Raw genomic sequence first — 24,007 nt, forward strand, 5'->3', positions numbered from 1 at the left:
GAGCGGGGTATTGGAGTCGCGATGCGCGCGCGGGGCGTCGGCATCGCGAGCGGCGAGGGGTCAGTCCGAAAACAGCGTATTCAACGCATTCGCCGTTTCGCTATCGACGGTATTCCACGTCACCGATTCCGCCTCGAAAATATAGTGCGTCGTATATTTGCCGAGCCGCGCGAGTATTTCCTCCTGAATCAATTCCGGCGCGACCTCCAGTTTCAGATACCACGCGGTCGACGACAGACGCGTCTGGAACGCGCCGTATTCGGCGAGCAGATGGTCGAATGCCTCAGCGTCCTGATCGCGACAGACGATCACCAGATTTCCCTTCATGCGAATCTCCCGTTAGTGCGGTAGTGACACTCCGATATCAGGATTGATGATACCTGCTTCGTTGCGGGAAGCTCGGCGTCGTTTTAGCGCGGGCAGGGTGTTGGCGTGGGTCGGCTAAGCGGAGAGGGCGATACCGTCGCGCTGAGTACTCCGGCTAGCGTCGGGCATTCACCATGCGTTCACCGCCGTGCGCGCAGACGGTGCGGTATCGTCGGGCGGCAGCGCTTCGGTGCGGTCGCGCCCGCCGGTTTTCGCCGCGTACAGCGCGGTATCGGCTCGGCTCATCAGGCGCTCGGGCAGATCGTCGGGCGACAGCTCGGTGATGCCGATGCTCACGCTCAGCCCCGCCGCGGCCGGCAGCTTCGGCGAGGGTATCGCTTTCAGCCGCAGCCGCAGACGCTCGACCACCTCGCGCCCGCCTGCCAGATCGGTGGCCGGCAGCAGCAGGCCGAACTCTTCGCCGCCGAGCCGGCCGATCGCGTCGGAGCTGCGCAGCTCGGCGCGACACGTATCGACGAAATGTTCGAGCGCGCGGTCGCCGGCGGCGTGGCCGAAGCGGTCGTTGATCTGCTTGAAGTGGTCGAGATCGGCGATCGCCATGCACAGCGGCTCGCGGCCCGCGTGCGCGCGATCGATCTCGTGGCGCAGCAGGTCGAGGAAATAGCGCCGCGACAGCGCGCCGGTCAACGCATCGTGCCGCGCCTCGGCCGACAGCAGCGTATTGGCCGACTGCAACTGCTCGGCGAGATCGCGGGTCGCGCGATGGTGGCGCCGCTCGCGCACGTAGGACACGGTGATCACCCACGCGAGCGCGACGGTGCCGGACAGCGTCAGGAACACCAGCAGATGGTCGCGCTTGTGGTTGCGCAGCAGTTCCGGCCACGCGGCGAGCGGATCGACCAGATGCGCGGAGAGTCCGGAGTTCAGGCCACCGCGGTTCTGATAGAGCGCCGGGGCCGGTTGCTCGATCATGCCGAACAGCTGCGCGGCGACCGAGGCCGGCACCCACGGCGCCTGCTCACGCACTTGCGTGTCTTCGCGGATCAGCATGTCGGGGAAGGTCTCGCGGCGGTAGATGATGCGCCGCTCGGCTGGGCTCATCTGCGTGACGCGCGAGTTCGGCAATGCGTGGCCTTCGAGCGCGCTGTTGTGCGCCATGATGATGACGCCGTTCTCGTCGGAGACGAAGGTGCCCGCGTGCGCGACCCAGTGGCGCAATCGCGCGATGCCGACCTTGGCGACCACCGCGCCGACCAGCAGGCCGTCCGAGTACACCGGCGCGGCGATGAAGATGCCCGGCTCGCCGCTCGCGCGACCGACGCCGTAGGCTTCAGCGAACGCGCCGAGCAGTGCGCTCGTCAGATAGCCGCGCGCGCGCATATCCATGCCGACGAACGATTGCTGCGCGCCCTCGGGGTTCGACATCGTGTTGCTGGAGGCGACGCAGATGCCGTTCGCGTTGACGATCCAGACCTGGTCGAGCCCGGAGAAGCCTTGCGCTTCATGCAGGAACCTGCTGACCGCGGCCATCTGCGGGTCCTTCAGCAACGCGGCCCGCAACGCGGGTTCCGCCGCCTCGCCGTTCACGGCATAATTCTGCGATCGCACGAGGGCACGCTGGACCACGTCCATTTCGGCCATGGTTGCGGGGATGGCGCGGGACATCGCGAGGTCGCTGGCAATCACTTCAGCCATGTTGTCGACGATCGAGGTGGACATTTGCCGCTGCGTGTGCAACGCCGCGTCCAGCTCTTGCTGTACCATCCGGTCCGCGACCATGCCAGCCACGAACCAGCAGACGAGGACGATCAGCACGAAGCTGACCGGCCCGGCTACCTGGCGCAAGGTTGTCCTGTTCATCGACCCTCTGATCCGTCTGGCTGTGACATGCAACTTGCTTGTTGGTGGGCAGCGCGCTCTCAACGCTGTGTCGTTATCTGCGTCAGCTGCGGTTTCGTTCCGTCACGAGCGACGCGCGCTGCGCCGTCGCCATGCCCGGAATGAATCGCTGATAAACAGGTACGTCGTTTCCCGATTTTAACCGTCGCGAAGCACGTTGCCACCGTTATTGCTGGGATGCTGTCTGCATATGCCGCGCCGATTAGATTCTTAACGGCAGCCGCGCGGGATTCTTGATAGCTGTGCGGGCAGATGGAGCGAATGAGTGGCGGCGGCTGCGGCGACGCGCCGATGTGGCTTGCGCGCCACGCCGCGAGACAGCCTCGCGACGTGTCACGCCGAAGTACGCGCGAGCAGGGTACAGTGCGGCGCGTTGACGCGGGCCGGGGCTTGCTGAAGCCTTACGCCACGGGCGTGCGACGCCGTCTCGCGATTTGCGGCGAAAGGTTGTGCCTGAAACATAGGATGGTGTAGTGTCGTGCCGTCCAAAACGAGGAAAGCCCGCCAGCCCTCGGGCGGCGCACGCGGCGACAGGAGTTCGGCGTGATGGTTGTGGTCGTGGGCGACGCGTCCACGTAACTGCCCATTGCCGGCCCATGTGTCTCCAACGCTAACGATTTACCACGCACGCGCGTTTTGCCATGCCTGATTTCCGCTTTCCGGACCGACCCATAGACCGCCGCGGAGCCGCGGCCTCCTTCGAGCGTTCGAATGCCTGTTTCAAGAGGGAGGGCATCTGATGGATTTCAGCTTCAACCTGAAGCGCACCGCCAATGCGTCGGCATGGCGGGTGTTGCCCAACCGCTGGGACTTCGTCGCGTTCCCGCTGATCATCTGCCTGATCGCGATGGCGTCGATCGGCTTTCACGAGACGCTCGCGCCGATGTCGACGCTAAAGACCCAGGCGATCTCGCTCGATCCGGCCAACCTGCCCGAGTACGCGATGCGCACCACGCTGCGCATGCTCGCGGCGATGGTCGCCTCGCTGATCTTCACGCTGGTCTACGGCACGCTGGCCGCCAAGAGCCGCCGCGCCGGCCTCGTGCTGGTGCCGATTCTCGACATCCTGCAGTCGGTGCCGGTGCTCGGCTACATCTCGTTTACGGTCACCTTCTTCCTCGCGATGTTCCCGGGCCGCGTGCTCGGCGCCGAGCTCGCCGCGATCTTCGCGATCTTCACGAGCCAGGCGTGGAACATGACGTTCAGCTTCTACCAGTCGCTGCGCACGGTGCCGCGCGACCTCGATGAGGTGTCGCGCGGCTTTCACCTGACGTCGTGGCAGCGCTTCTGGAAGCTCGAAGTGCCGTTCTCGATGCCGGGCCTGATCTGGAACATGATGATGTCGATGTCGGGCGGCTGGTTCTTCGTCGTGGCTTCCGAAGCGATCACGGTCGGCAACAACACGATTACGCTGCCGGGCATCGGCGCCTACCTCGCGCAGGCGATCAGCGACAAGAATCTGCACGCGATCGGCTGGGTCATCCTCGCGATGACGGTCGTGATCCTCGCCTATGACCAGCTGCTGTTCCGTCCGCTCGTCGCGTGGGCCGACAAGTTCCGCATGGAGACCACGAGTTCGGGCGATGCGCCGGAATCGTGGCTGCTCGACCTGATCCGCCGCACGCGTCTGATTCACCGGCTGCTGGTGCCGCTCGGCTGGATGTTCGCGCGCGCGGCGCGCGTGCGCTTCCAGTTGCCCGCGTTCAGCGCGCCGCGCTTTCACATCCCGCAGCGCGAGAAGAACTCCAAGCTCGGCGACATCATCTGGGCGGCGATCGTGCTGCTCGCCACGGTCTACGTGGTGTACCGCGTGTTTCTGTATGTGCGCACCGGCGTCACGCTCGACGAGATCGGCCACGTGTTCGTGCTCGGCCTGATCACGCTGCTGCGCGTGGCGGTGCTGATCGCGATCGCCTCCGTGATCTGGGTGCCGGTCGGCGTGCTGATCGGCCTGCGCCCGGCGCTCGCGGAAAAGGTGCAGCCGCTCGCGCAGTTCCTCGCGGCGTTCCCGGCGAACCTGCTGTTCCCGGTGTTCGTGATCGTCATCGTGCGCTTTCACCTGAATCCGGACATCTGGCTGTCACCGCTGATCGTGCTCGGCACGCAGTGGTATATCCTGTTCAACGTGATTGCCGGTGCAAGCTCGTATCCGAACGACTACCGCGAGGCGGCCAAGAATTTTCACATTCGCGGCTGGCAGTGGTGGCGTCAGGCGATGCTGCCGGGCATTTTTCCGTACTACGTGACGGGCGCGATCACCGCGTCGGGCGGTGCGTGGAACGCGAGCATCGTCGCCGAGTTCGTGCAGTGGGGCGATACCAAGGTCGCCGCGCATGGCCTCGGCGCCTATATCGCGCAGACCACCGCGGCGGGCGACTATCCGAAGATCATCGTGGGCATCGCCGTGATGTCCCTGTTCGTGACCCTGTTCAACCGTCTGCTGTGGCGTCCGATGTACGCCTACGCCGAAGGCAAGCTCCGTCTAGATTGAGAAATGAAGGCTTAACGCGATGCAAAATCCTAAAGCTGCTATGACCGCCGCGCCGATCCAGACGCCGCCGAAGCCCCCGCGCCTCGGCGAGGAAATCCTGCGCGTCAAGGACGTGTGCCGCGGCTTCAACAAGACTCAGGGTGAACTGCTCGTCCTCGACGACGCGAATCTGTCGCTGCGCGAGGGCGAGATCGTCGGTCTGCTCGGCCGTTCGGGCTCGGGCAAGTCGACGCTGTTGCGTATCATCGCCGGCCTGATCGAGCCGACCGACGGCGAAGTCACGTACATGGGCAAGCCGCTCGAAGGCCCGGCCAAGGGCGTAGCGATGGTGTTCCAGACCTTCGCGCTGTTTCCGTGGCTGACCGTGCTGCAGAACGTGGAAGCGGGTCTCGAGGCACAAGGCGTCGGCGCGTCGGAGCGGCGCACTCGCGCGCTCGCGGCGATCGACCTGATCGGTCTCGACGGCTTCGAAAACGCGTATCCGCGCGAGCTGTCGGGCGGCATGCGTCAGCGCGTCGGCTTCGCGCGTGCGCTCGTCGTCGATCCGACACTGCTGCTGATGGACGAGCCGTTTTCCGCACTCGACGTGCTGACCGCCGAAACGCTGCGTACCGACCTGCTCGATCTGTGGACGCAGGGCCGCATGCCGATCAAGGCGGTGCTGATCGTCACGCACAACATCGAGGAAGCGGTGTTCATGTGCGACCGCATTCTGGTGCTGTCGTCGAACCCGGGCCGCGTGATCGCCGAGATCAAGGTGCCGTTCAAGCATCCGCGCAATCGTCTGGACCCGGCGTTCCGTCGTCTCGTCGACGAGATCTACGCGAAGATGACCGCGCGCCAGACCGACGAGAAGACCAAGAAGGGGCTCGAGCTCGGTAGCTGGCTGCCGCACGTGTCGACCAACCTGATGGCCGGTCTGATCGAGACGCTCGCCGCCGCGCCGTATCACGGCCGCGCGGACATGCCGGAAATCGCGCGCTCGCTGCATCTGGAGGTCGACGATCTGTTCCCGATCGCCGAAGTGCTGCAGCACCTCGGTTTCGCCGACGTGCGCGAGGGCGACATTTTCCTGACGCCGCCGGCGCGCGTGTTCTCCGAGTTCGGTACCCAGGAACGGAAGATGATGTTCGCCGAGCATCTGCTGCGGCACGTGCCGCTCGCGGCGCGGATCAAGAAGGTGTTGAACGAGCGGCCGGGGCATCGCGCGCCGCGCGTGCGCTTCGAGCAGGAGTTGGAAGACTTCCTGTCGGACAGCGCGGCGGAAGAGACGCTCGACGCGGTCATCAACTGGGGCCGTTACGGCGAGATCTTTTCGTATAACGATCAGACGGAAATCTTCAGTCTGGAAGACGTGGAGTCTTGAGCCCGGGTTGCCGCGGAAGCGACCGCGGTTCAGACAAAAAGGCGGCGAGGAAAACTTCGCCGCTTTTTTTATTGCAGGTTGCCCCAGCGTGCGACCGCCGGCTCGGCCGTCGCCCACTTCCAGCCCTTGTCCTGCTGGCACGCGCTCGCCGTGAACCACCTCTCGGGCGCGTTCGGGCCGTCGCCGTCCTGCACCGAGAACACGAAGTCTTTGCACAGCGCGAGCGCCGAGTTGACCGCGCGCGTCACGCGCACCTGGCCGTGACCGTTTTCGATCGGCAACGTGTGCTTGACCGACCACGGTTTCGTTTCGCCGACCGCCATCGTCCCGACCAGCGCCGCCATCAGATCCTGCTGATCCTTGTGCATGCTGCGCATGTAGCGCGCGACCGCTTCGTCGGTGGCAGCCTGCACCGCCACGCCGACGCCGAGCGCGACGGCCGGATTGCTGGTCACGATGCCCGAAGCGACACCCGCCGCCGCGCCGCTCGCGGCGCCGATCGACGCGCAGCCGCTCGCCAGCAGGCTCGCGCCGACGCATAGCGCGCCGGCCGCGATGAGCCGTAGCCGATCACCCATCGGAACGCCAGGCGAACGCAATATCATTGCAGCGCACCCCAGCGCTCGGTGGCGGGTTCGGCCGATGCCCAACGCCAGTCCTTACCGTCACGGCAAACCGACGCGATGTAAAACGCGCTGCTAGCGGGCTTGTCGCGTGTTGCGTTCTGATCGACGGAAAAGACGATTTCCTTGCAGTCGAGCGCGCCGGTGCTGATCAGGCGGCTGACGGTCACGCGGCCGTGCTCGTCGTCTTCGATCGGGAAAGAGTGGGTGATGCTCCAGGGAGCGACCGCGCCGACCTCGAGCGGACCGGCCGCCTGCGCGATGCTGTTCTGCGTATTCGTGTGGACCACGCGCTCCGAGTACTGCACGCCGGCGCGCGCGGCGGCGACCGCGCCAAGACCGATACCGGTCGCGACCGCCGCATTGCTGGTGACCTTGCCCGCGACCGCGGCACCCGCGATACCGGCGCCCGCAACCGCGCCTTCCGAGTACAACGAGCTACAGCCGCTCAATGCGGACGACACCGCCAGCGCCAGCGCGAGCAGCGCTGTTACGTGGGGGCGTTTGGCTGCGACAACGGACTTCGCGTTGTCGGCCCACACCATGTTCTTTTGCATTTCTCCCGTCCCTGCCCGTACAGGTGCCTGCGTTCACGCGTCGCGCGTGTAAACGAAGGACACGTCGTTTATTACGCTGCCGCATTGTGCAGGATGCGTTTTGTAATTGGCAGCGAAAAAATGCAAGAAATTGCAAAACATCGTGCGCCGCGATGTATTCTGCTGCATGGGCGGAATGGCTTGCCTGGCTCTGCCAGGTATTTGGGAGGCCGCCGCCAGCGGCGAACGGCCTATGTTGCAGCGTGCCTACGAGTCGGCTTCGTCTTCGCCGCCTTCGTCGCCGTATGCGCTCAGCCGGTTGTACAGCGTTTTGAGGCTCACGCCGAGCGCTTTGGCCGCGCGCCGCTTGTCGCCGCCGCAGTACTTGAGGGTGCCGAGAATGATCTGCTTCTGCGCGTCGGCGAGCGGCGTGCCGATCCACACGCTCATCGCGTCGCCTTGCGTGACCGCTTTCTTGACTCGCGACGCAAGATGCGGATGCGGCAATTCGACGGTCTTCTCCGCGAGAATAAACGCGCGATACACGGCGTTCTTCAACTCGCGCACGTTGCCCGGCCAGGACCACGAACGCAGCGTTTCGATCGAGCGTTTGCTGAAGCTCTTGTTGGTGGATTCCTGCTGATTCAACTGCGCGAGGAAGTATTGCGCAAGCAGCTCGCGATCGTTTTCGCGCTCGCGCAGCGGCGGCGCGCGCAGCGGAAACACCGCGAGCCGGTACATCAGATCCTCGCGCAAGCCGTTTTCCTTGACGGCCACCGCCGGGTCGCGATTGGTCGCGGCGATCACGCGCACGTTGCCGCTGATCAGCTCGTTGCCGCCGACCCGATAGAACGTGCCGGTTTCGAGCGCGCGCAGCAGCTTGACCTGGCGCACCGGCGCCATCTCGGTGATTTCGTCGAGAAACAGCGTGCCGCCGTTCGCATGTTCGAAGTAGCCGATGCGGCCCTGGACCGCGCCGGTGAAGCTGCCTTTTTCGTGGCCGAACAGCTCGGCTTCGATCAGCTCATCGGGAATCGCGCCGCAGTTCACGGCGACGAAAGCGCCGTCCTTGCGGCCGCTGCGCTCGTGGATGGTGCGGGCGATCAGCTCCTTGCCGGTGCCCGACTCGCCGATGATCAGCGCAGTCGCGTCGGTATCGGCGACGCGTTCGATCTGCTCGTACAGATCGAGCATCACCGGCGACGAGCCGTACAGCAGCCCGTACGATTTCAGTCCCGCGACGGCGTCCCCGACGCGCTGCTTCGCTTGTGGCGAAGCATTGCCGCCGGCGGACACGGTGGGCGAGTCCAGATCGATTGACGCCATAAAAGGGGGAGTCCTGTGCAAATGAAGTTCGTGATGCGGCGCGCAGGCCTTGAATGCGGGAGACCGTACAGCCACTATCTCATAAAAGACGATTTAACCACTTCGACACGGATTCCGGCAATCGAACCGGCAGCCGCTGCGGCAGTCGTGCGCGCAATCGGTCGAAAGTGCTCGAAATTGGCCTTTTTCAGCGCGCTGAAGCGGTAAATATACCGGGCACATGCATTGCATCATTGACCGTTTGACCGAGTCGTGCGAGCTTTTGACGGCTACGCCGCGGCGGCGCTGGCGAGCGTAGGTCGGCAACCCGGCAACCCGCATCGCGCGGCCACGAACGCCGAATCAGACGAGGAGTGAACGATGACCGACACCACGCAACAACTTGCACTCGGCGGACAGAAGATCGTCGAGGATCTTCGGGTGCTGCTGAGGGACTCGGAGGAAATGCTGCGGCTCGCCGCCAACGTGCCGGGCGAAAGCGTCGATGCGTTGCGCGACCGGCTCGGCACGCATGTGGAAACGCTGCAATCGGCGCTCGGCGATGCGCAACGCAACGTGCATCGCCGCTATCGCGAGGCGGCGGTCAGCACCGAGCACTATGTGCGCCGTAACCCGTGGCGCTCGCTCGCGCTCGCGGCGGGCGCCGGATTTCTGCTCGGCGTGCTGGTCGCACGATAGAGGCGGCGCGGCGAGCGACGCTCGCCTCGGCCCGCTGGAAGGCGCGGGGCTCGTCTGGCACGGCCGGCACTCATCCGCATCACGATCCAAGGAGTTCATGATGACACGACCCACGATTGGTTTTTTTGGCGCATTGATGGCACTCGGCGGCTTTCTGGCGGTTCGCTACGTGCAACACAAACGCACCGGCCAGATTTCCCCGGCCCGCGAGCTGAGCCGCTGGGAAAACGAGGGTGGTGCGGTCGCGGCGCCGGCAACCTCGTCGACCGAGTTCGCGCCCGCGTCCCAGAGCACCAACGGTTCAGGGCAGGCTGACGGCGAACACCGCGCATGGCCATTTCCGCGTGGCTGAAGCACGGCGCTCGAATCCCAGGGTCGGCAGGGGTGGAGCCAGCTCGGCGGTCGGCGCTTGGAAGCGATTGTTAAATGGATTCTATAAACCCGTATAATAGGTAAATAGACAACAATGATGCGGTAATCGGCGGGCATTTTGCCGTCATTGTTGCAATTTTTCATCAAATGGTCGGCGGCGCGGGACACAACTCGAATCCGCGTCATGCAGCCGACTCGATCCAGCGGCATGCCCATGGGGATGATCCGCATATTTTCTGACCCACGCTTGCAGGCTTTCGAAACGCGATGCCACATGTACTGATTGTCGATGACGACGCAGGTACCCGCGAGGCGCTTTCCGCCATCATTGGGGAAGACGGGCTGACCACCGCCACCGCGGGCGATCTGCGCGAAGCGCGTATTCAACTGATCCGGCAGGTGCCGGACGTCGTATTCACCGACCTGAAGCTGCCCGACGGCAGCGGGGTCGATCTGTTCGAAGATCTCGATCCGCGCTCCGGCGTCGAAGTGATCGTGATCACGGGTCACGCAACGGTCGAGTCGGCGGTCAGCGCGCTGAAAATGGGCGCGGCCGACTACCTCGTGAAACCGATCAACATGCAGCGCGTGAAGGCGATCCTGTCGCGCCTGCCGCGCCCCGGCGACCTGAAGGCCGAGATCGGCACGCTGCGCGGCGAGTTGCGCCGCATGGGCCGCTTCGGTTTGATGCTCGGCAATTCGCCGGCGATGCAGGAGGTCTACGACCAGATCAGCCGCGTCGCGCCGACGGCGGCCTCGGTGATGCTGGTCGGGGAATCGGGCACCGGCAAGGAAGTCGCCGCGCAGACGCTGCACGAGCTGAGCCTGCGCCGCAAGCACGCGTTCCTCGCGGTCAATTGCGGGGCGATTTCGCCGAATCTGATCGAGTCGGAAATGTTCGGCCACGAGCGCGGTTCGTTCACCGGCGCGGATCGGCAGCACAAGGGCTATTTCGAGCGCGCGAACGGCGGCACGCTGTTCCTCGACGAAATCACCGAGATGCCGATCGAGCTGCAGGTGAAGCTGCTGCGCGTGCTCGAGACCGGCATGTTCATGCGTGTCGGCACGACCAAGGAAATCGAAACCGATGTGCGTCTGATCGCGGCCACCAATCGCGATCCCGAGCAGGCGGTGCTCGAAGGCAAGCTGCGGCTGGACCTTTACCACCGGCTGAACGTGTTTCCGATCAGCCTGCCGCCGCTGCGCGATCGCGGCAAGGACGTGGAGCTGCTCGCGCAATCGTTCCTCGATGAGCTCAACGAGCGTCACGGCACGAAGAAGCATTTCCCGGTCGCGGTGAAGGAAATGCTGCTGTCGTATCCGTGGCCAGGCAATGTGCGCGAGCTGAAGAACTACGTGCAGCGCGCGCACATCATGTCGAGCGCGGATTCGGATGCCACGGCGACCGTGCCGTTGCAGATCACGCTTTCGAAGCCCGCGACCGGCACCGCGATCACGATCCCGTTCGGCACTTCGCTCGCGGAAGCCGACCGTCAGCTGATCCTGGCGACGCTCGAGCAATGCGGCGGCGTGAAGACGCGCGCCGCGGAGATTCTCGGCATCAGCCTGAAGACGCTGTACAACCGGCTCGTCGAGTACGGCAACGATGCGCGCGACGACGGCGATCCCACCGACGAATCACGCGCGCTCGGCGGCGCGGACGCCTGATCCGCGCTCGTTCGCGCGTCGTCTGCATCATCAGCGATCGCCCGCCCGCGCTTGCGGGCGGGCGATCCGAACGGCACAGGCCTTGCTGCGCTCCAGTGGAACGCAAAACGAGGTCACCGACATGCCGCACCTGCCGCCGCACCTGCCGCATTACGCTGCCGTTTCCCCGCCGTCCGGGCCGTTGCACGCTCACCGGCCCGAACCGGTCGAGCCTCCCACCACGCCGCCGGACCCGGCCGAACCCGACACGATCCCCGGCCCGACCCCCGATCCGGTCGAACCCGTGGAACCGGTCACGCCGCCGATCGGCGATCCGCCGCCGCAGCCAACGCAGACGCCTCAGGCCGCCGATCGTCAGTCGCGAGCGCTGCAATGCTGATGCGACCCTCGATGCCGTCATACAGCCGCGCACTCGATACAAACATCTCCGCACTGCAGCGGACCGTGGCCCCGGTCCGGCGCAGTGCATTGCTGTACTTGTTACAAAGCCGGCGCATGTTTTACCGGCAATTTACGGTTTCGCCCCCTAGACTGTAGGGATGCCGCAACAAGCGGCGGGCTTCCCCCGGAGGCACGATCATGAGACACCCCGCATTGCGACGTTCCGCGCGGCACTCCAAGCGCGGGCCACGGCCGGCCGATGTCAAGACCGAGCCGGCGGAGTCGCCGGACCCGGCCGCGCAGAACCGGATCGCCCCGCATACGCCGCCCGACGGCGAGCACAACCAGGGCGGGGTGCGTCAGGAAGGCCTCGAATACCAGCGCGATCTGGGCTCGGAACAGGACGCCTGACGCAGCGCAGTACCCGGCGGGTGTTCCGGCGGCTGCGTTGCCGGTAAGAAAGACCTTCGCTTTGGTCTGATTTAACAGAAAAATTTTCTTCGCAATTAGCGATGATTGCGGGGATTAGCTCGTTTGTCACATTTCCATACAACTTTATTTCCGATATCTCAAATATCGGCACGCTGCTTGCATGCACCGTTTTGGCGCAATTCCGCATACAACGAAACAATGGAGCACTAATGAGCAGATTGATCGTGGTATCGAATCGTGTCGCACCGATTCAGGAAGCGCGTCCGGCAGCGGGCGGGCTCGCGATCGGCGTGCTGGACGCACTGAAGGAAACCGGCGGCGTCTGGTTCGGCTGGAGCGGCGAAACGGTCAGTGAGCCATCCGCGCCCGTGATCGAGAAGCAGGGCAACGTCACCTACGCGACGGTGGGCCTCACCAAGCGCGATTACGACGAGTACTACCGCGGGTTTTCGAATACCACGTTGTGGCCGACCTTCCACTATCGCAACGACCTGTCCCGCTACGACCGCGAGGACTACGCGGGCTACCAGCGGGTCAACGCGACGCTCGCGAAGCAGTTGAAGGAACTGCTCAAGCCCAGCGACATCATCTGGGTGCACGACTACCATCTGCTGCCGTTCGCGCGTTGCCTGCGCGATCTCGGCGTGAAGAACCCGATCGGCTTCTTCCTGCACATTCCGTTTCCGGTGCCCGAGGTACTGCGCACGATTCCGCCGCACGAGGAGATCGTCAAGGCGATGTGCAGCTACGACGTGATCGGTTTTCAAACCGAAGCGGATCGCCAGTCGTTCGTCGACTATATCGAGCGCGGTCACCACGGCACGTCGAGCGAAGACGGCATGGTGCACGCGTATAACCGCTTCCTGAAGGTCGGCGCGTACCCGATCGGCATCTATCCCGATGCGATCGCCAAAGCCGCGGAGCAGTTCACCGACCGCAAGGCGGTGCGCAGCCTGCGCGACGGCATGCGCGGGCGCAAGCTGATCATGAGCGTCGACCGGCTCGATTATTCGAAGGGGCTGGTCGAGCGCTTCCAGGCATTCGAGCGGCTGTTGCAGAACGCGCCCGGCTGGCACGGCCGCGTGTCGCTCGTGCAGATCGCGCCGCCGACCCGCGCCGACGTGCAGACCTATCAGCGCATCCGCCAGACGCTCGAAGGCGAAGCGGGCCGCATCAACGGCCGGTTCGCGCAGCTCGACTGGACGCCGATCCAGTATCTGAACCGCAAGTACGAGCGCAATCTGCTGATGGCGCTATTCCGCCAGTCGCAGGTCGGCTATGTGACGCCGCTGCGCGACGGGATGAACCTGGTGGCCAAGGAGTACGTCGCGTCGCAGGACCCGGCCGATCCGGGCGTGCTCGTGCTATCGCAATTCGCGGGCGCGGCCGAGCAGCTGCCGGGCGCGCTCGTCGTCAATCCGTTCGATCTGTCGCAGATGGCCGAAGCGCTCGAACGCGCGCTGTCGATGCCGCTCGCCGAGCGTCAGGCGCGTCATGCGGACATGATGGAGCCGATGCGCGAGAACAATCTGTCCGTTTGGCGCGATACCTTCCTCGACGATCTGCGCCACGTCGCGACCGCCTCTTCGGTGACGGCGAAAGCGGTAAAGCTCGCTGACGTGACGGCATCGTCTTGAGCGGACAGTCGCGGCCCGCGCGGGCGGGCGACGCGTGGGCCGGTCACGTCGTGAATGAAGTGACAACGAAGATCGAAGCAAAAAGGGCGTGCATCGCGTCGTGCGATGCGCGCCCTTTTTCGTGGATGCGTTGCACGTCCAACGGCCACAACGCGGCCACAACCCTCAAGCCGGCTGCGTCGCCTTCTGCACGACCCGCATCGTGCTGACGACCGCCGCGACCGCCGAAAACCCCGCGGCCACATACAGCGCGATGACCGTCCCGCTTTGCGGGGCGACGCCGAAGATCAGCGCGACCAGCGCCGCGCCGAGCGTTTGCCCGGTCAGGCGCGCGGTGCCGAGCATGCCGCTCGCGCCGCCGCTGCGTTCGCGCGGCGCGGACGACAGCATCGTGCGATTGTTCGGCGACTGGAAGATACCGAAGCCCGCGCCGCACAGCGCCATGCGCCACGAAATCTGCAGTGCGTCGGGGTGAGGCCCGAGCGTCGCGAGCAGCAGCAGGCCGACCGTCATCGCGGCGAGCCCGACGCCGCCGAGCCAGCCGGACGATATCCTGTCCGACAGGACCCCTGCGATCGGCGCCGCGATGATGATGATCGCGGGCCACGGCGTCATCAGAAGACCGGTTTCGACCTGCGACATACCGAGCGTTTCCTGCAGCAGGAACGGTAGCGACACGAACGCGAGCATCTGCGCGCAGAACGAGCAGACCGAGGTGCCGACCGACAGCGCGAACACCGGAATACGCAGCAGGTCGATCGGCAGCAGCGGGGCGGGCCGCGTCAGTTGCCGGCGCACGAAGAAGTAGCCGACCACCAGAGCGCCGAGTGCTTCGAGCGTCACGTAGCCGAAGCGCTGGCCGTGGCCGAGGCCATCGACAGCGAAAATCAGCAGGCCGAAGACGATCGCGTTCATCACCGCGCTCAGATAGTCATACGGCGATTCGTGGCCGGGGTTCATCGGCAGCGCCTTGAAGCCGCCGACGATCGCCGCGATCCCGATCGGCACGTTGATCGCGAACAGCCACGGCCACGTCGCGATCGCGAGCACGCCCGACGCGACCGTCGGCCCGACCGCCGACGACACCGCCACCACCATCGCATTGATCGAGACGCCGCGCCCGAGCTGCGCCGGGGGATAGATCATGCGCACGATCGCGGTGTTCACGCTCATGATGCCGGCCGCGCCGAAGCCCTGGACCACGCGCGCGAGCGCGAGCGTCGCAAGCGAGTTCGACAGCGCGCAGCCGAGCGACGCGACCGTGAACAGGATCAGACCCGACAGATAAATGCGCCTATAGCCGATGCGGTCGCCGAGCGACGCCATTGGCAGCAGCGAGATCGTGATCGCGAGCTGATACGCGTTGACGACCCAGATCGACGCGGCGGCGCTCGCATTGAGGTTGCGCGCGATCGTCGGCAGCGCGACGTTGGCGATCGCGCTGTCGAGCACCGCGAGCGTCAGCGACAGCGCGATGACGAGCATCGCCCAATAGCGTTGCGGAACCGGCAGGCCCAGTTCCTTGCCTTCGAAGCGGGGAGTGGAGGGCGTCGGGCCATCCGTGCGCGGGGAGGGTGCGTGCATCGATTGTTCGATTTGTCGGAGATGTTGCCGCGCCTGTGCGCGGCTCACGCGCTGGCCGCTGCGGGCGCATCGGTCGGCGCGGCGCCACCGTTGCCAGGACGCCGGCGCCGCGCTCGCGTCATTTGAGTTCGTAGAGGCCCGTGTGGGTCGTCGAGTCGATTTCGTTCAGATGCGTCATGAAGCGCGCGACCGCGTTGGTGGTTTCCGCGCTGACCGGCAGATGCGGCACCTTCAGCGCATGCAGCCGGAAAATATAGCGATGCGTGCGATCGCCGCGCGGCGGCGCGGCGCCGCCGAAGCCGACCGTCCCGTAGTCGTTGCGCAGCTGGATCGCGCCCTGCGGCAGCAGCGTGCCGTCGGCCTTGCCGGCGTTGCGCGGCAGCGAGCGCGCGTCGGCCGGGATGTTGACGACGACCCAATGCCAGAAGCCGCTGCCGGTCGGCGCGTCGGGATCGTGAACGGTGAGCGCGAAGCTTTGCGTGTCCGCGGGCGGCGCTTCCCATTGCAGTGACGGCGAGATGTTTTCGCCGTCGCCGCCGAACGCCTTGTCGTTGTACTCGTGGTCTTTCGGCATGAAGCCGTTGTTGGGAAAGTCGTCGGACCAGAGACGGAAGTCAGCCATGATGTGCCTCCCTTGTTGATTGCTTCTGGGATCGTCGGAGTGCGCGATGTCCCGGCGGCGAGGCGCATCTCGCGGCATGCCGGAGCGCCTGAGAAAGTGCCGTGAAAGCGCCGGGAAAGCACCCGGAAAACGCCGCCGAAGCGTGCCTCGAAGGCATCTCGCAAGCACGCCGGGTGAGCCTTTCGAGTGTAGCACCAGCGGCCGCGAGACTCGCGCGAGCAGGGCAGCCCGCGCGTGGTTTCAGCCGCGTTCCTCGAACTCCGGTGCGTCGCTTCTGATCCACGCGACGAGCCGCTCGATCACGCCCGCGATATCGCGATTCGCACCCCGCAAAGCGCATTCCCACACGACCGCGACGCGCCAGCCGCTCGCGAGCAGCGCGGCGCGCACCTTGTCGTCGTTGCTGCGATTGCGGCCGATCTTGTCGCGCCAGAAGTCGGGCCGCGTCTGCGGCCATTTGAACAGATGACAGTCGTGGCCATGCCAGAAGCAGCCATGCACGAGCACCACCGCGCGATAGCGCGGCAGCACGATGTCGGGGCGGCCGGGCAGATCGCGCGCGTCGAGCCTGAAGCGCAGGCCCTGCCGATGCAGCAGGCTGCGGATCAGGACCTCCGGCCTGGTGTTGCGGCCGCGAATGCCGGACATCATCCGGCTGCGCGTCGCGCTATCGACGATATCGACCATCGTCAGTGGGCCAACGGGTCGCGCGGCCGCTCACGCGTAGAGCGGCAGGGAGTGTTTCGACGCATCGCGGGTCGGGTGGGCGAGCAGGGTTTGCACATGCGGCAGCATGATACGCGCCACTTCGCGCATCACCGGCATCACGACGCTGTTGCCGAACTGCCGGTAGGCCTGCGTATCGCTGACCGGAATCCTGAAGGTGTCGGGAAAGCCCATCAGCCGCGCGCATTCGCGTGGCGTCAGACGACGCGGGCGCAGCGCCTCGCCTTGATAGACGAGTATTTCGGAGCCGTCCTTGTGATAGCGCGCGGACAGCGTGCGGGTCACGCTGTCCGGATAGGCCATGCCGAAACCAAAGCCGTTGCCCGCCGCGCGATGCTTGGCCGCGTAGTTCTGCAGATACGCCCACAGCTTCGGGGTGAGCGTGTACTTCGGCTGCACGCGGCGCGCGGCGTGATCGAAGAAACGGTCGTGGTCCCACGGCAGCACGGGTTCCGTACCGTCCGTGCGATGCAGGATCGCGCCGAGCCGCGGCCCGTCGTCGGGCAGCCGCAGGTCGTCCCACGTGAACGCGGTCTTGCCGCGAAAGCCGACGATGATGATGCGCTCGCGATGCTGCGGCGTGAAATGCTGGCCATCGATTACGCGGTAGTGCACCTCGTAGCCGAGCTCGTCGCGCAGCGTTTGCAGGATCACGTCGAAGGTGCGGCCCTTGTCGTGCGACAGCAGGTTTTTCACGTTTTCGAGCAGGAACGCGGCGGGGCGCTTCGCGGCGATGATCCGCGCGACGTCGAAAAACAGCGTGCCCTGGGTCGTGCATTCGAAACCGTGCGGCCGCCCCAGCGCGTTTTTCTTGCTGACGCCGGCGATAGAAAACGGCTGGCACGGAAAGCCGCCGAGCAGCACGTCGTGGCTCGGCACGGCCTCGGCGGGAAACGTGACGATGTCGCCGATCAGCGCGTGCGCGCCGCCGCTCGCGGCGTTGTCGCCGTAGTTCTGACCGTAGTTCTCGCGATAAGTCCGCGTCGAGAATTCGTTCCACTCGCTGGTGAACACGCATTCGCCGCCGTGCGCCTCGAAGCCCATGCGAATGCCGCCGATGCCCGCGAACAGATCGATGAAACTAAAACGCGCCGCGTCGCCCGCCTGTTGCGCCTCACGCGCGCCTTGCCGCAGCAGATCGCGCAACGCGGGTTCGAGCATCGCGGGACAAGGCGTTTGACCTTTTTCCCAGCGACGCACCGTCTTGATGTCCTTGCCGACATGGGCTGCGATTTCGCGTTGGGTGAAACGGGCGCGCGCCTGCTTGAGCAGGTCGAACGGGGCGACGAGGGTCACGTGGCGTCCTGGCTGGGAATTTTTGCGGACATTATGACCTAAGGTCGTCCCCTTTCCCTATTTTTAGCGCCGATTGATCAGGATTTTTTCGCGATATGTCGCGCCGCTGCGTTTGTCTGCGGCGGGTGCGGAAGCGGTGAGGCGGTGTGCGGCTTGGCGAGATCAGGCCGACTTCGCTTTCTTCGCCCGCTCAGCCGGTTCGAATCGCGAGGTCGGCGCGGGCGCGAAGCGTTCCCATTCGGGCAGCGGCGTCGACGCGAGCCGATCGAGTTGCAGCAGCAGGCTGTCGACTTTGTCCAATTGGGCGGGAGAAAGCTGGCCGCTGTCGACCAGCGCGGTCAGCCGTTTGCGCCAATAGGTGGCTGGCAGGATCGGACCGCCGAAATCGCCACGCAGCGATACGTGCATCACGCGCGCGATGTGCGCGATGTCGTGGTCGATCAACGCGGCTTGCGACGATCCCGAAACCGTAGTGTCCATATGGTCCATGACTCCTCCCTGAACGCATTTACGGCGGTGCGCGGCGAGACTTTAGGCCATATTTGATAAAAAGTTTGCCGATCGCGCATCGGCGTTCGTCGATGGCGCCGCGCGCGGAACGGCCCCGGGAACAGCCGTTGCTGAATCCCACATACCGGCGGAATACCGCGCCGGCATCTCTGTCGACTACGCATATGGGAGCCGAACATGAACAAGGATCAAGTGAAGGGCGTTGGCGAGCAGGTCAAGGGCAAGGTCAACGAGGCCGTCGGCAAGGCCACGAAGGACCCCGCGAAGGAACTCAAGGGGGATATGCAGCAGGGCGCCGGCAAGGTGCAGAAGGCCTATGGCGATGCGAAGGAAGACGCCAAGGACGATGCAAAGCGCGGTCATCGCTGAACCCGTTCGCTGTAGGTTGCCGTAACGGCGAGGCGTCGCGACTGTTGCGGCGCCTTTGTTTTTTGTGTGGCGCAGAGCGGGGCGCGCCAGTCCGGATTCAATGTCTGGGTCGCGGCTGACGCTTGCGCGCCGGCCGGCCTGGGAGTAACCCGTGATCGCGATGATCGGCATTCCGCACGCGCCGCCAGCCCTTTAGACTTGGCGCAAATCCCACGTGGAGGTCGCGCCAATGACACCCGAAAAGATACTTTCGATGTTCGAACGGCAGTACCTGGAAGGCAAGGCGCCGCCCGATCTCGAAGCGACCTGTGCGAGCTTCGCGACGTGGCTTGCGGGCGCGTGGGAACTGCTCGACGGCACCGAGAAGACGCTGCTGCTGACGGTCGGAGCGACGCTGTGGCGAGAGGGCTTCAACCTGCGCGCGGGCACGGCGACGAAGGACTTGTGGTGATCCGCCGATTGCGAACGGCGCTGTTGCCACGGCGTTTGTAAGGTCTTCAAGCGGCCTCGCACGCGTTCTGGCGAGTCGGTTTATATTGGGCGGTCCTTCTGTCCCTATGGCGACCCGAACCCATGACCGATTTATCCGCTTTCGCGATCACGAAAAAATGGCCGGCCGAGCATCCGGACCGGATTCAGCTCTATTCGCTGCCGACGCCCAATGGCGTAAAAATCTCGATCATGCTCGAGGAAACCGGCTTGCCGTACGAGCCGCATCTGGTGCGCTTCGATACCAACGATCAGATGACGCCGGCGTTTCTGTCGCTGAACCCGAACAACAAAATTCCCGCGATCCTCGATCCGCACGGCCCCGACGGCAAACCGCTGCCGCTGTTCGAATCGGGCGCGATCCTGATCTATCTGGCCGACAAAAGCGGGCAGCTGATCCCAAAGGACGCCGCCGGGCGCTACGAGACGATCCAGTGGGTGATGTTCCAAATGGGCGGCATCGGTCCGATGTTCGGCCAGGTCGGCTTCTTCCACAAATTCGCCGGCAAGGAGTACGAGGACAAGCGTCCGCGCGATCGCTACATCGCCGAATCGAAGCGGCTGCTCGGCGTGCTGGAGCAGCGCCTCGAAGGACGCGCCTGGGTGATGGGCGATCAGTATTCGATCGCCGATATCGCGATCTTCCCGTGGGTGCGCAATCTGGTCGGCTTTTATGAGGCCGGAGAGCTGGTCGGCATTCAGGACTTCCCGAACGTGCGGCGCGTGCTGGCTGCGTTCGTCGAGCGTCCGGCGGTGGCGCGCGGCCTGAATATTCCGCAGCGGCCGGCCTGATCGCCTGAGTTGCCTCGACGGTTTTTCGTGTCCTTGAAAATATTGCCGCTGACCGCGTATAACCTTTTTAGGTGAGTAGAGTTCTTACCGGCTTTTCGGGCACTTTCGCGCGGCAGCGCCGTGATGCGACCGGACAAAAGGTGAAGCAATGAGCGCCGTTACATTGTTCGCATGGTCCGTTCCGGCGTATTTCCACGGTTCCGTGGTCGATCACACCTGGGTTACGACTTACGACAGCCGCGTGAAGATATACCCGGCGCTGGCGGACGTCCTGCTCGCTGGCGAGCACTATTGGTACAGCTGGGGCGGCTTCCACGCCCGAGGCGGGACGCCGGTCAGTGCGGATGGTTTTCTGGCTTCCGGCGCGGCAAATCTGCTTTATGCTAGCTGCTTATGTAAGTCCGATGTGGACCCGAACATCGATCCGGCCGCTCGTGGAACGATCTTCAGCTATGGTCGCGATGGTGTATGCCATCAGCTGTCGAACCAGATTCTTTGGGCGACCGGCGGCGCTGGAGCGGCTCCGGCTACGGTTCGCACGTCCAGGGGCTACTGGTTGAGCAACGCGGTCTTCGGAACGTACGGCAAGCAGCATGCTGCATGGGCGAGCAAAAAGATTCAGTGCTCGACACCAAGCGGGAGTAACGCCATGAAGCCAGGACATCAGGAATCCGATGTCGACGATTTTCAGGAGCATCTTCAGGCGACCTTGAAGGGTCCCGACGCGCAAGCGAAGATCAAGTCGTTGATGAATCATCGCCGCGCATTTATGGTGCGGGTCGAGCGTTTGCAATACGCCCCGCAGGGCAGCGATGCTCCGTCGGCCTCGGAGCTCAATCAGGCCTATTCCTCTTTTCTCCACGACGCTGCCGACATTCTGGGCGCCGAGGACTTCGAGCGAGTATTCGGTGAGCGCCCACAGGATCAAATGAACGTCGTCGATCCTTCGATATACGAGCAAAGTCTCCGTCGGCCGATGCAAAAATAACGGAGCCGTTGGAGTGGCGTCGCCTCAGACGCGTTTCGCGATCACCGTCGTCGAACTCGCAATGTCGAGATTCTTTTTTGCGCTTAGCTGTTTCACGAACGATCGATCCAGCAGCGTCGGCGGGCCCTGCAGAATGTCTTCGACCGTGAGCGCCTTGAATTCTTTCAGGGCATCTTCGTCGAGACCTTCTGCCCACTCGCTCATGATCCAGTAAATCGACCAGATGGCCGTTGTCGATTCCGGCACGTATACGCGTTCGGCTTTGATCCCGGAGCCGAAGAGATTGAGAATGCCCTCGGCAGTCATGTTGTAGTAGTGATGCGGGTAGCCGTGAGTGGGTTGGGTGAGCGGAACCACTACGACGAGATCGCCTCCCGGCTTCAGCACGCGAAGAATTTCTTTGGCGGCGGTGAATGGGTCCTTCACATGTTCGAGGACATTCAACGACAGAAGGCCATCGAACGATGCATCTTTGAATGGCAGAACTTCGCCGACACCTCGCACATCGGTGGAGGGATAGTTGGTGATGTCGAAATTGATCACGTTTTCGTAAATCGCGGGGCGGCTGCCGGCCCCACAATCCAGAATGATCCCCGACGGATGGCGCTCGATCATATTCAGTGCATCCTGATCGTACAGATTGCTTCCAGCCAGTTCCGAGTCGTAGATGTCGAACTGGGAGCGCAGCTCGGGCGACAAGAAATCGAAAAACTTCCCGTCGTCGCTATAGGGCATATCGGTGCGAAGGACCGACTCGATTCTTTTTCTGCGTGCCTGCCTGGATTGAGCTGCGACCTGCGCATCTTGCCTGCGATGACTTTCAGAGACTCCGAATACTTCGAAATGCGATCTTCCCGATCGTAATGCGCCGAGCCTGACAGCCTCGGCGACGTCCGGATTTGCGGCGAGATAGGCCTGCTCGCAAAAATTCAACGCGGTGACGCATTCGAGCGTTTGATCCATGTCGGTCCTCGGAAACGTTTCGAAGTCGGCTCGCAGATTATAGCGATCTCGGGTTTTCGGGCAGTGCGGGTTTGGCGATGTTGTCGAACGGCGCGCGAATGAATGTTATCGATTGCGTCGGTCCTGTCGCCCCGTCTCCCGCTTTGTGCTACGTATGCCCGCTTCAGATCAATTGGAAGGCGCGATGCGCGTTGACGGAGTTACAGATAGATAGTGATTGACTTCAAAGTCGGAGCAGCTCCGGACGACGCTAAGCACGCGCGGGCTAGTGCCGTACTCGAAGCCGGCGAGCGACTTACCGACAAGAAGGCCGCACTGCTGGTCATTGTTTATTCCGCTCTCGGTGCCGAACTCGCGATTGAGTGTGACTCGCTTCGGGTCCATGAGACCGACGGCGGAATACGTGGTCCTCGGCTCCCGTGATCGCAAAACGGAAACGGGACCGCCTGGCTAAAGCGATGCGGGCGGTACGCCCGGACGAGCTTCCTGAACAGCTGTCCGGCGACGGCAACGAGGACGAACTACCAGAATAACCGAGCGAGACGATGGAGAATCACATTCGCGGCGACTCGTCAGTGGAGATGGGGCCCATGTTGTAATACTTTTACGGGCAACGCCGGGAAGCTATCTGGTCCCCCTGACAGGAATCGAACCTGTATCTAGCGCTTAGGAGGCACTTGTTCTATCCATTGAACTACAGGGAGAGGACCGGGCCGGACAGATCGGCGAGGACTCGGTGAGTCCAGACTGACCGGCGAGCGCAGAGTATATCAAACCGGCGCGGGCAAAAGGAGAGCCAAGCCGGCAACCGCCCGCGCGCCCCAAAAACCCCGGAAAAACAAACGGCCACGCAGACATCGCCTGCGGGGCCGTGCAAACCACCTGACCATCCGGCGAAGCGCACGCAACCGCGCCCATCGCCCGAGGTCATTCCAACATTAAAACTCGACTACCGCGAACTCCGCCTTGCCCACGTCGCACAGCGGGCAGCGCCAGTCTTCAGGGATGTCGGCGAAGCGCGTGCCCGCCGCGATGCCTTCTTCGGGCAGGCCGTCTTCCTCGTTGTAGATCCAGCCGCAAATCAGGCAGACCCAGCTCTTGTATTCCGTCACTTCGATTACTTCGCTCACGACACACTCTCTCGTTCAATGCAATGGCCGGCTTGCTCTGCCCCTTTATGGGGCGGCGCGGCGACCCGCAATATTACCGGAATTAGTCAATCCAGCCGCAGACGACCGGTGCGGCACCGTCGCAACGCATCCACGACGTGCCCGGGCTCGCGGCGAGCAGCCTCGTCATACAAAGCGTGTACGCTTGGCTCTGCAAGCTATCTGATTCGACAGACGTGGCGCCCGCCTGGCATGGATTGCGACGATCGGTCTCAGACCAGGCCGCTGGCGGTATCGCGTCGACGAGTTTCGCTTCCAAAGGAGAAAACGATGTTTAAAAACAGACGGTTGGTCGGCATCGTGGCGGCAGGACTGCTCGCCGTGTCGGGCGTGGCGCAGGCGGAGGGCGTGACCTTCGTGCAACCGGCGGACGGCGCGACCGTCACCAATCCGGTCCACGTCGTGTTCGGCCTCGACGGCATGAAGATCGCCCCCGCGGGCACGATGACGGAGGGCACCGGGCATCATCATCTGCTGGTCGACGGCAAGCCGCTGCCGAAGGGCGAGGTCATCGCCGCGACCGACAAGTCGCTGCACTTCGGCAAAGGCCAGACCGAAACAGATCTGACGCTGCCGCCTGGCGACCATACGCTGACGCTGCAATTCGGCGACGGCGCGCATCGCTCGTATGGGCCGCAGATGAGCAAGACGATCACGGTGCACGTCAAGTAAGCCGTTGTTCGAAGGCCGGACCGGCGCGCGCGTGTCGCCGGCCCGCACCGATTGCGTTGCACGCCGCCTTGCACGCCGCCTTGCACGCATC

At 64.0% G+C, this 24,007-nt stretch carries 25 protein-coding genes and 1 tRNA gene; 13 read left to right on the forward strand and 13 right to left on the reverse strand.

Going from position 1 to position 24,007, the window contains the following annotated elements:
- Positions 1-60: 60 nt before the first annotated feature.
- Positions 61-327: a hypothetical protein gene (locus AB3X95_RS32610; RefSeq protein ID WP_013088792.1), complete on the reverse strand. Its 267-nt coding sequence runs from the start codon at positions 325-327 to the stop codon at positions 61-63.
- A gap of 168 nt (positions 328-495) precedes the next feature.
- The gene (locus AB3X95_RS32615; RefSeq protein ID WP_176367049.1) at positions 496-2,187 is read right to left on the reverse strand and encodes a sensor domain-containing diguanylate cyclase; all 1,692 of its coding nucleotides are present in this window, start codon (positions 2,185-2,187) and stop codon (positions 496-498) included.
- Positions 2,188-2,965: 778 nt separating this feature from the next.
- On the opposite strand from AB3X95_RS32615, the gene AB3X95_RS32620 reads away from it, so the two are divergent.
- Together AB3X95_RS32620 and AB3X95_RS32625 are read left to right on the forward strand one after the other, a co-directional pair.
- Positions 2,966-4,717 (forward strand): ABC transporter permease, encoded by a 1,752-nt coding sequence (locus AB3X95_RS32620; protein WP_368623453.1) that lies wholly within the window; start codon positions 2,966-2,968, stop codon positions 4,715-4,717.
- Between the two features lie 19 nt (positions 4,718-4,736).
- Positions 4,737-6,083, forward strand: a complete 1,347-nt coding sequence (locus AB3X95_RS32625) for an AAA-associated domain-containing protein (protein WP_176109243.1) — start codon at positions 4,737-4,739, stop codon at positions 6,081-6,083.
- Between the two features lie 68 nt (positions 6,084-6,151).
- Here the strand turns inward: AB3X95_RS32625 and AB3X95_RS32630 are convergent, their stop codons facing one another.
- From AB3X95_RS32630 to AB3X95_RS32640, 3 genes are all read right to left on the reverse strand, one after another.
- Positions 6,152-6,661 (reverse strand): hypothetical protein, encoded by a 510-nt coding sequence (locus AB3X95_RS32630; RefSeq protein ID WP_255209158.1) that lies wholly within the window; start codon positions 6,659-6,661, stop codon positions 6,152-6,154.
- Positions 6,662-6,684: 23 nt separating this feature from the next.
- Complete coding sequence (locus AB3X95_RS32635; protein WP_368623454.1) at positions 6,685-7,263, reverse strand: hypothetical protein; 579 nt, start codon at positions 7,261-7,263, stop codon at positions 6,685-6,687.
- Between the two features lie 246 nt (positions 7,264-7,509).
- Positions 7,510-8,568: a sigma-54-dependent Fis family transcriptional regulator gene (locus tag AB3X95_RS32640; protein WP_176380734.1), complete on the reverse strand. Its 1,059-nt coding sequence runs from the start codon at positions 8,566-8,568 to the stop codon at positions 7,510-7,512.
- Between the two features lie 360 nt (positions 8,569-8,928).
- Between AB3X95_RS32640 and AB3X95_RS32645 the strand changes: the two genes are divergently transcribed.
- The 6 genes from AB3X95_RS32645 to otsA all read left to right on the forward strand — a co-directional run bounded on the left by AB3X95_RS32645 (position 8,929) and on the right by otsA (position 13,736).
- Entirely contained in the window at positions 8,929-9,246 is a 318-nt protein-coding gene (locus AB3X95_RS32645) for a YqjD family protein (RefSeq protein WP_176121215.1), read from the forward strand.
- Positions 9,247-9,346: 100 nt separating this feature from the next.
- Positions 9,347-9,598, forward strand: coding sequence for a hypothetical protein (locus tag AB3X95_RS32650; protein ID WP_176370076.1), 252 nt, complete (start codon positions 9,347-9,349; stop codon positions 9,596-9,598).
- A gap of 287 nt (positions 9,599-9,885) precedes the next feature.
- Positions 9,886-11,286: a sigma-54 dependent transcriptional regulator gene (locus tag AB3X95_RS32655; RefSeq protein WP_176121217.1), complete on the forward strand. Its 1,401-nt coding sequence runs from the start codon at positions 9,886-9,888 to the stop codon at positions 11,284-11,286.
- 121 nt (positions 11,287-11,407) lie between these two features.
- Positions 11,408-11,665 carry a hypothetical protein gene (locus AB3X95_RS32660; protein ID WP_368623472.1) on the forward strand — a complete coding sequence of 86 codons (258 nt, stop codon included), beginning with the start codon at positions 11,408-11,410 and terminating at the stop codon, positions 11,663-11,665.
- A 200-nt stretch (positions 11,666-11,865) separates the two neighbouring features.
- On the forward strand, positions 11,866-12,078 hold the full coding sequence (locus tag AB3X95_RS32665; protein WP_013088803.1) for a hypothetical protein: 213 nt from the start codon (positions 11,866-11,868) through the stop codon (positions 12,076-12,078).
- Positions 12,079-12,308: 230 nt separating this feature from the next.
- Complete coding sequence (gene otsA, locus AB3X95_RS32670) at positions 12,309-13,736, forward strand: alpha,alpha-trehalose-phosphate synthase (UDP-forming) (protein ID WP_176109236.1); 1,428 nt, start codon at positions 12,309-12,311, stop codon at positions 13,734-13,736.
- Between the two features lie 165 nt (positions 13,737-13,901).
- On the opposite strand, the gene AB3X95_RS32675 is transcribed toward otsA, so the two are convergent.
- From AB3X95_RS32675 to AB3X95_RS32695, 5 genes are all read right to left on the reverse strand, one after another.
- Positions 13,902-15,320 (reverse strand): MFS transporter, encoded by a 1,419-nt coding sequence (locus tag AB3X95_RS32675; RefSeq protein WP_217710686.1) that lies wholly within the window; start codon positions 15,318-15,320, stop codon positions 13,902-13,904.
- Between the two features lie 118 nt (positions 15,321-15,438).
- Positions 15,439-15,942: a YbhB/YbcL family Raf kinase inhibitor-like protein gene (locus AB3X95_RS32680; protein ID WP_176121218.1), complete on the reverse strand. Its 504-nt coding sequence runs from the start codon at positions 15,940-15,942 to the stop codon at positions 15,439-15,441.
- Positions 15,943-16,182: 240 nt separating this feature from the next.
- On the reverse strand, positions 16,183-16,629 hold the full coding sequence (locus AB3X95_RS32685; protein WP_176109234.1) for a very short patch repair endonuclease: 447 nt from the start codon (positions 16,627-16,629) through the stop codon (positions 16,183-16,185).
- 30 nt (positions 16,630-16,659) lie between these two features.
- Positions 16,660-17,964: a DNA (cytosine-5-)-methyltransferase gene (gene dcm / locus AB3X95_RS32690; RefSeq protein ID WP_184227688.1), complete on the reverse strand. Its 1,305-nt coding sequence runs from the start codon at positions 17,962-17,964 to the stop codon at positions 16,660-16,662.
- Between the two features lie 162 nt (positions 17,965-18,126).
- Complete coding sequence (locus tag AB3X95_RS32695) at positions 18,127-18,453, reverse strand: hypothetical protein (RefSeq protein WP_176121220.1); 327 nt, start codon at positions 18,451-18,453, stop codon at positions 18,127-18,129.
- 198 nt (positions 18,454-18,651) lie between these two features.
- Here AB3X95_RS32695 and AB3X95_RS32700 point away from each other — a divergent pair, with 198 nt between their 5' ends.
- From AB3X95_RS32700 to AB3X95_RS32715, 4 genes are all read left to right on the forward strand, one after another.
- On the forward strand, positions 18,652-18,843 hold the full coding sequence (locus AB3X95_RS32700) for a CsbD family protein (protein WP_176366963.1): 192 nt from the start codon (positions 18,652-18,654) through the stop codon (positions 18,841-18,843).
- 229 nt (positions 18,844-19,072) lie between these two features.
- Complete coding sequence (locus AB3X95_RS32705) at positions 19,073-19,294, forward strand: hypothetical protein (RefSeq protein WP_176109230.1); 222 nt, start codon at positions 19,073-19,075, stop codon at positions 19,292-19,294.
- A gap of 122 nt (positions 19,295-19,416) precedes the next feature.
- Positions 19,417-20,124 (forward strand): glutathione S-transferase C-terminal domain-containing protein, encoded by a 708-nt coding sequence (locus AB3X95_RS32710; RefSeq protein ID WP_176366962.1) that lies wholly within the window; start codon positions 19,417-19,419, stop codon positions 20,122-20,124.
- Positions 20,125-20,272: 148 nt separating this feature from the next.
- Positions 20,273-21,112, forward strand: a complete 840-nt coding sequence (locus tag AB3X95_RS32715; protein ID WP_368623455.1) for a hypothetical protein — start codon at positions 20,273-20,275, stop codon at positions 21,110-21,112.
- A 24-nt stretch (positions 21,113-21,136) separates the two neighbouring features.
- Here the strand turns inward: AB3X95_RS32715 and AB3X95_RS32720 are convergent, their stop codons facing one another.
- From AB3X95_RS32720 to AB3X95_RS32730, 3 genes are all read right to left on the reverse strand, one after another.
- Positions 21,137-22,075 (reverse strand): methyltransferase domain-containing protein, encoded by a 939-nt coding sequence (locus AB3X95_RS32720; RefSeq protein WP_368623456.1) that lies wholly within the window; start codon positions 22,073-22,075, stop codon positions 21,137-21,139.
- Positions 22,076-22,704: 629 nt separating this feature from the next.
- Positions 22,705-22,779, reverse strand: a tRNA-Arg gene (locus tag AB3X95_RS32725).
- A 234-nt stretch (positions 22,780-23,013) separates the two neighbouring features.
- Positions 23,014-23,205 (reverse strand): rubredoxin, encoded by a 192-nt coding sequence (locus AB3X95_RS32730; RefSeq protein ID WP_309235059.1) that lies wholly within the window; start codon positions 23,203-23,205, stop codon positions 23,014-23,016.
- Positions 23,206-23,514: 309 nt separating this feature from the next.
- Between AB3X95_RS32730 and AB3X95_RS32735 the strand changes: the two genes are divergently transcribed.
- Positions 23,515-23,916, forward strand: coding sequence for a DUF4399 domain-containing protein (locus AB3X95_RS32735; protein WP_368623457.1), 402 nt, complete (start codon positions 23,515-23,517; stop codon positions 23,914-23,916).
- The last annotated feature ends 91 nt before the right edge of the window (positions 23,917-24,007 follow it).

It is taken from the genome of Paraburkholderia sp. BR13444 (assembly GCF_040948755.1).
Taxonomy (GTDB): Bacteria; Pseudomonadota; Gammaproteobacteria; order Burkholderiales; family Burkholderiaceae; genus Paraburkholderia; species Paraburkholderia youngii.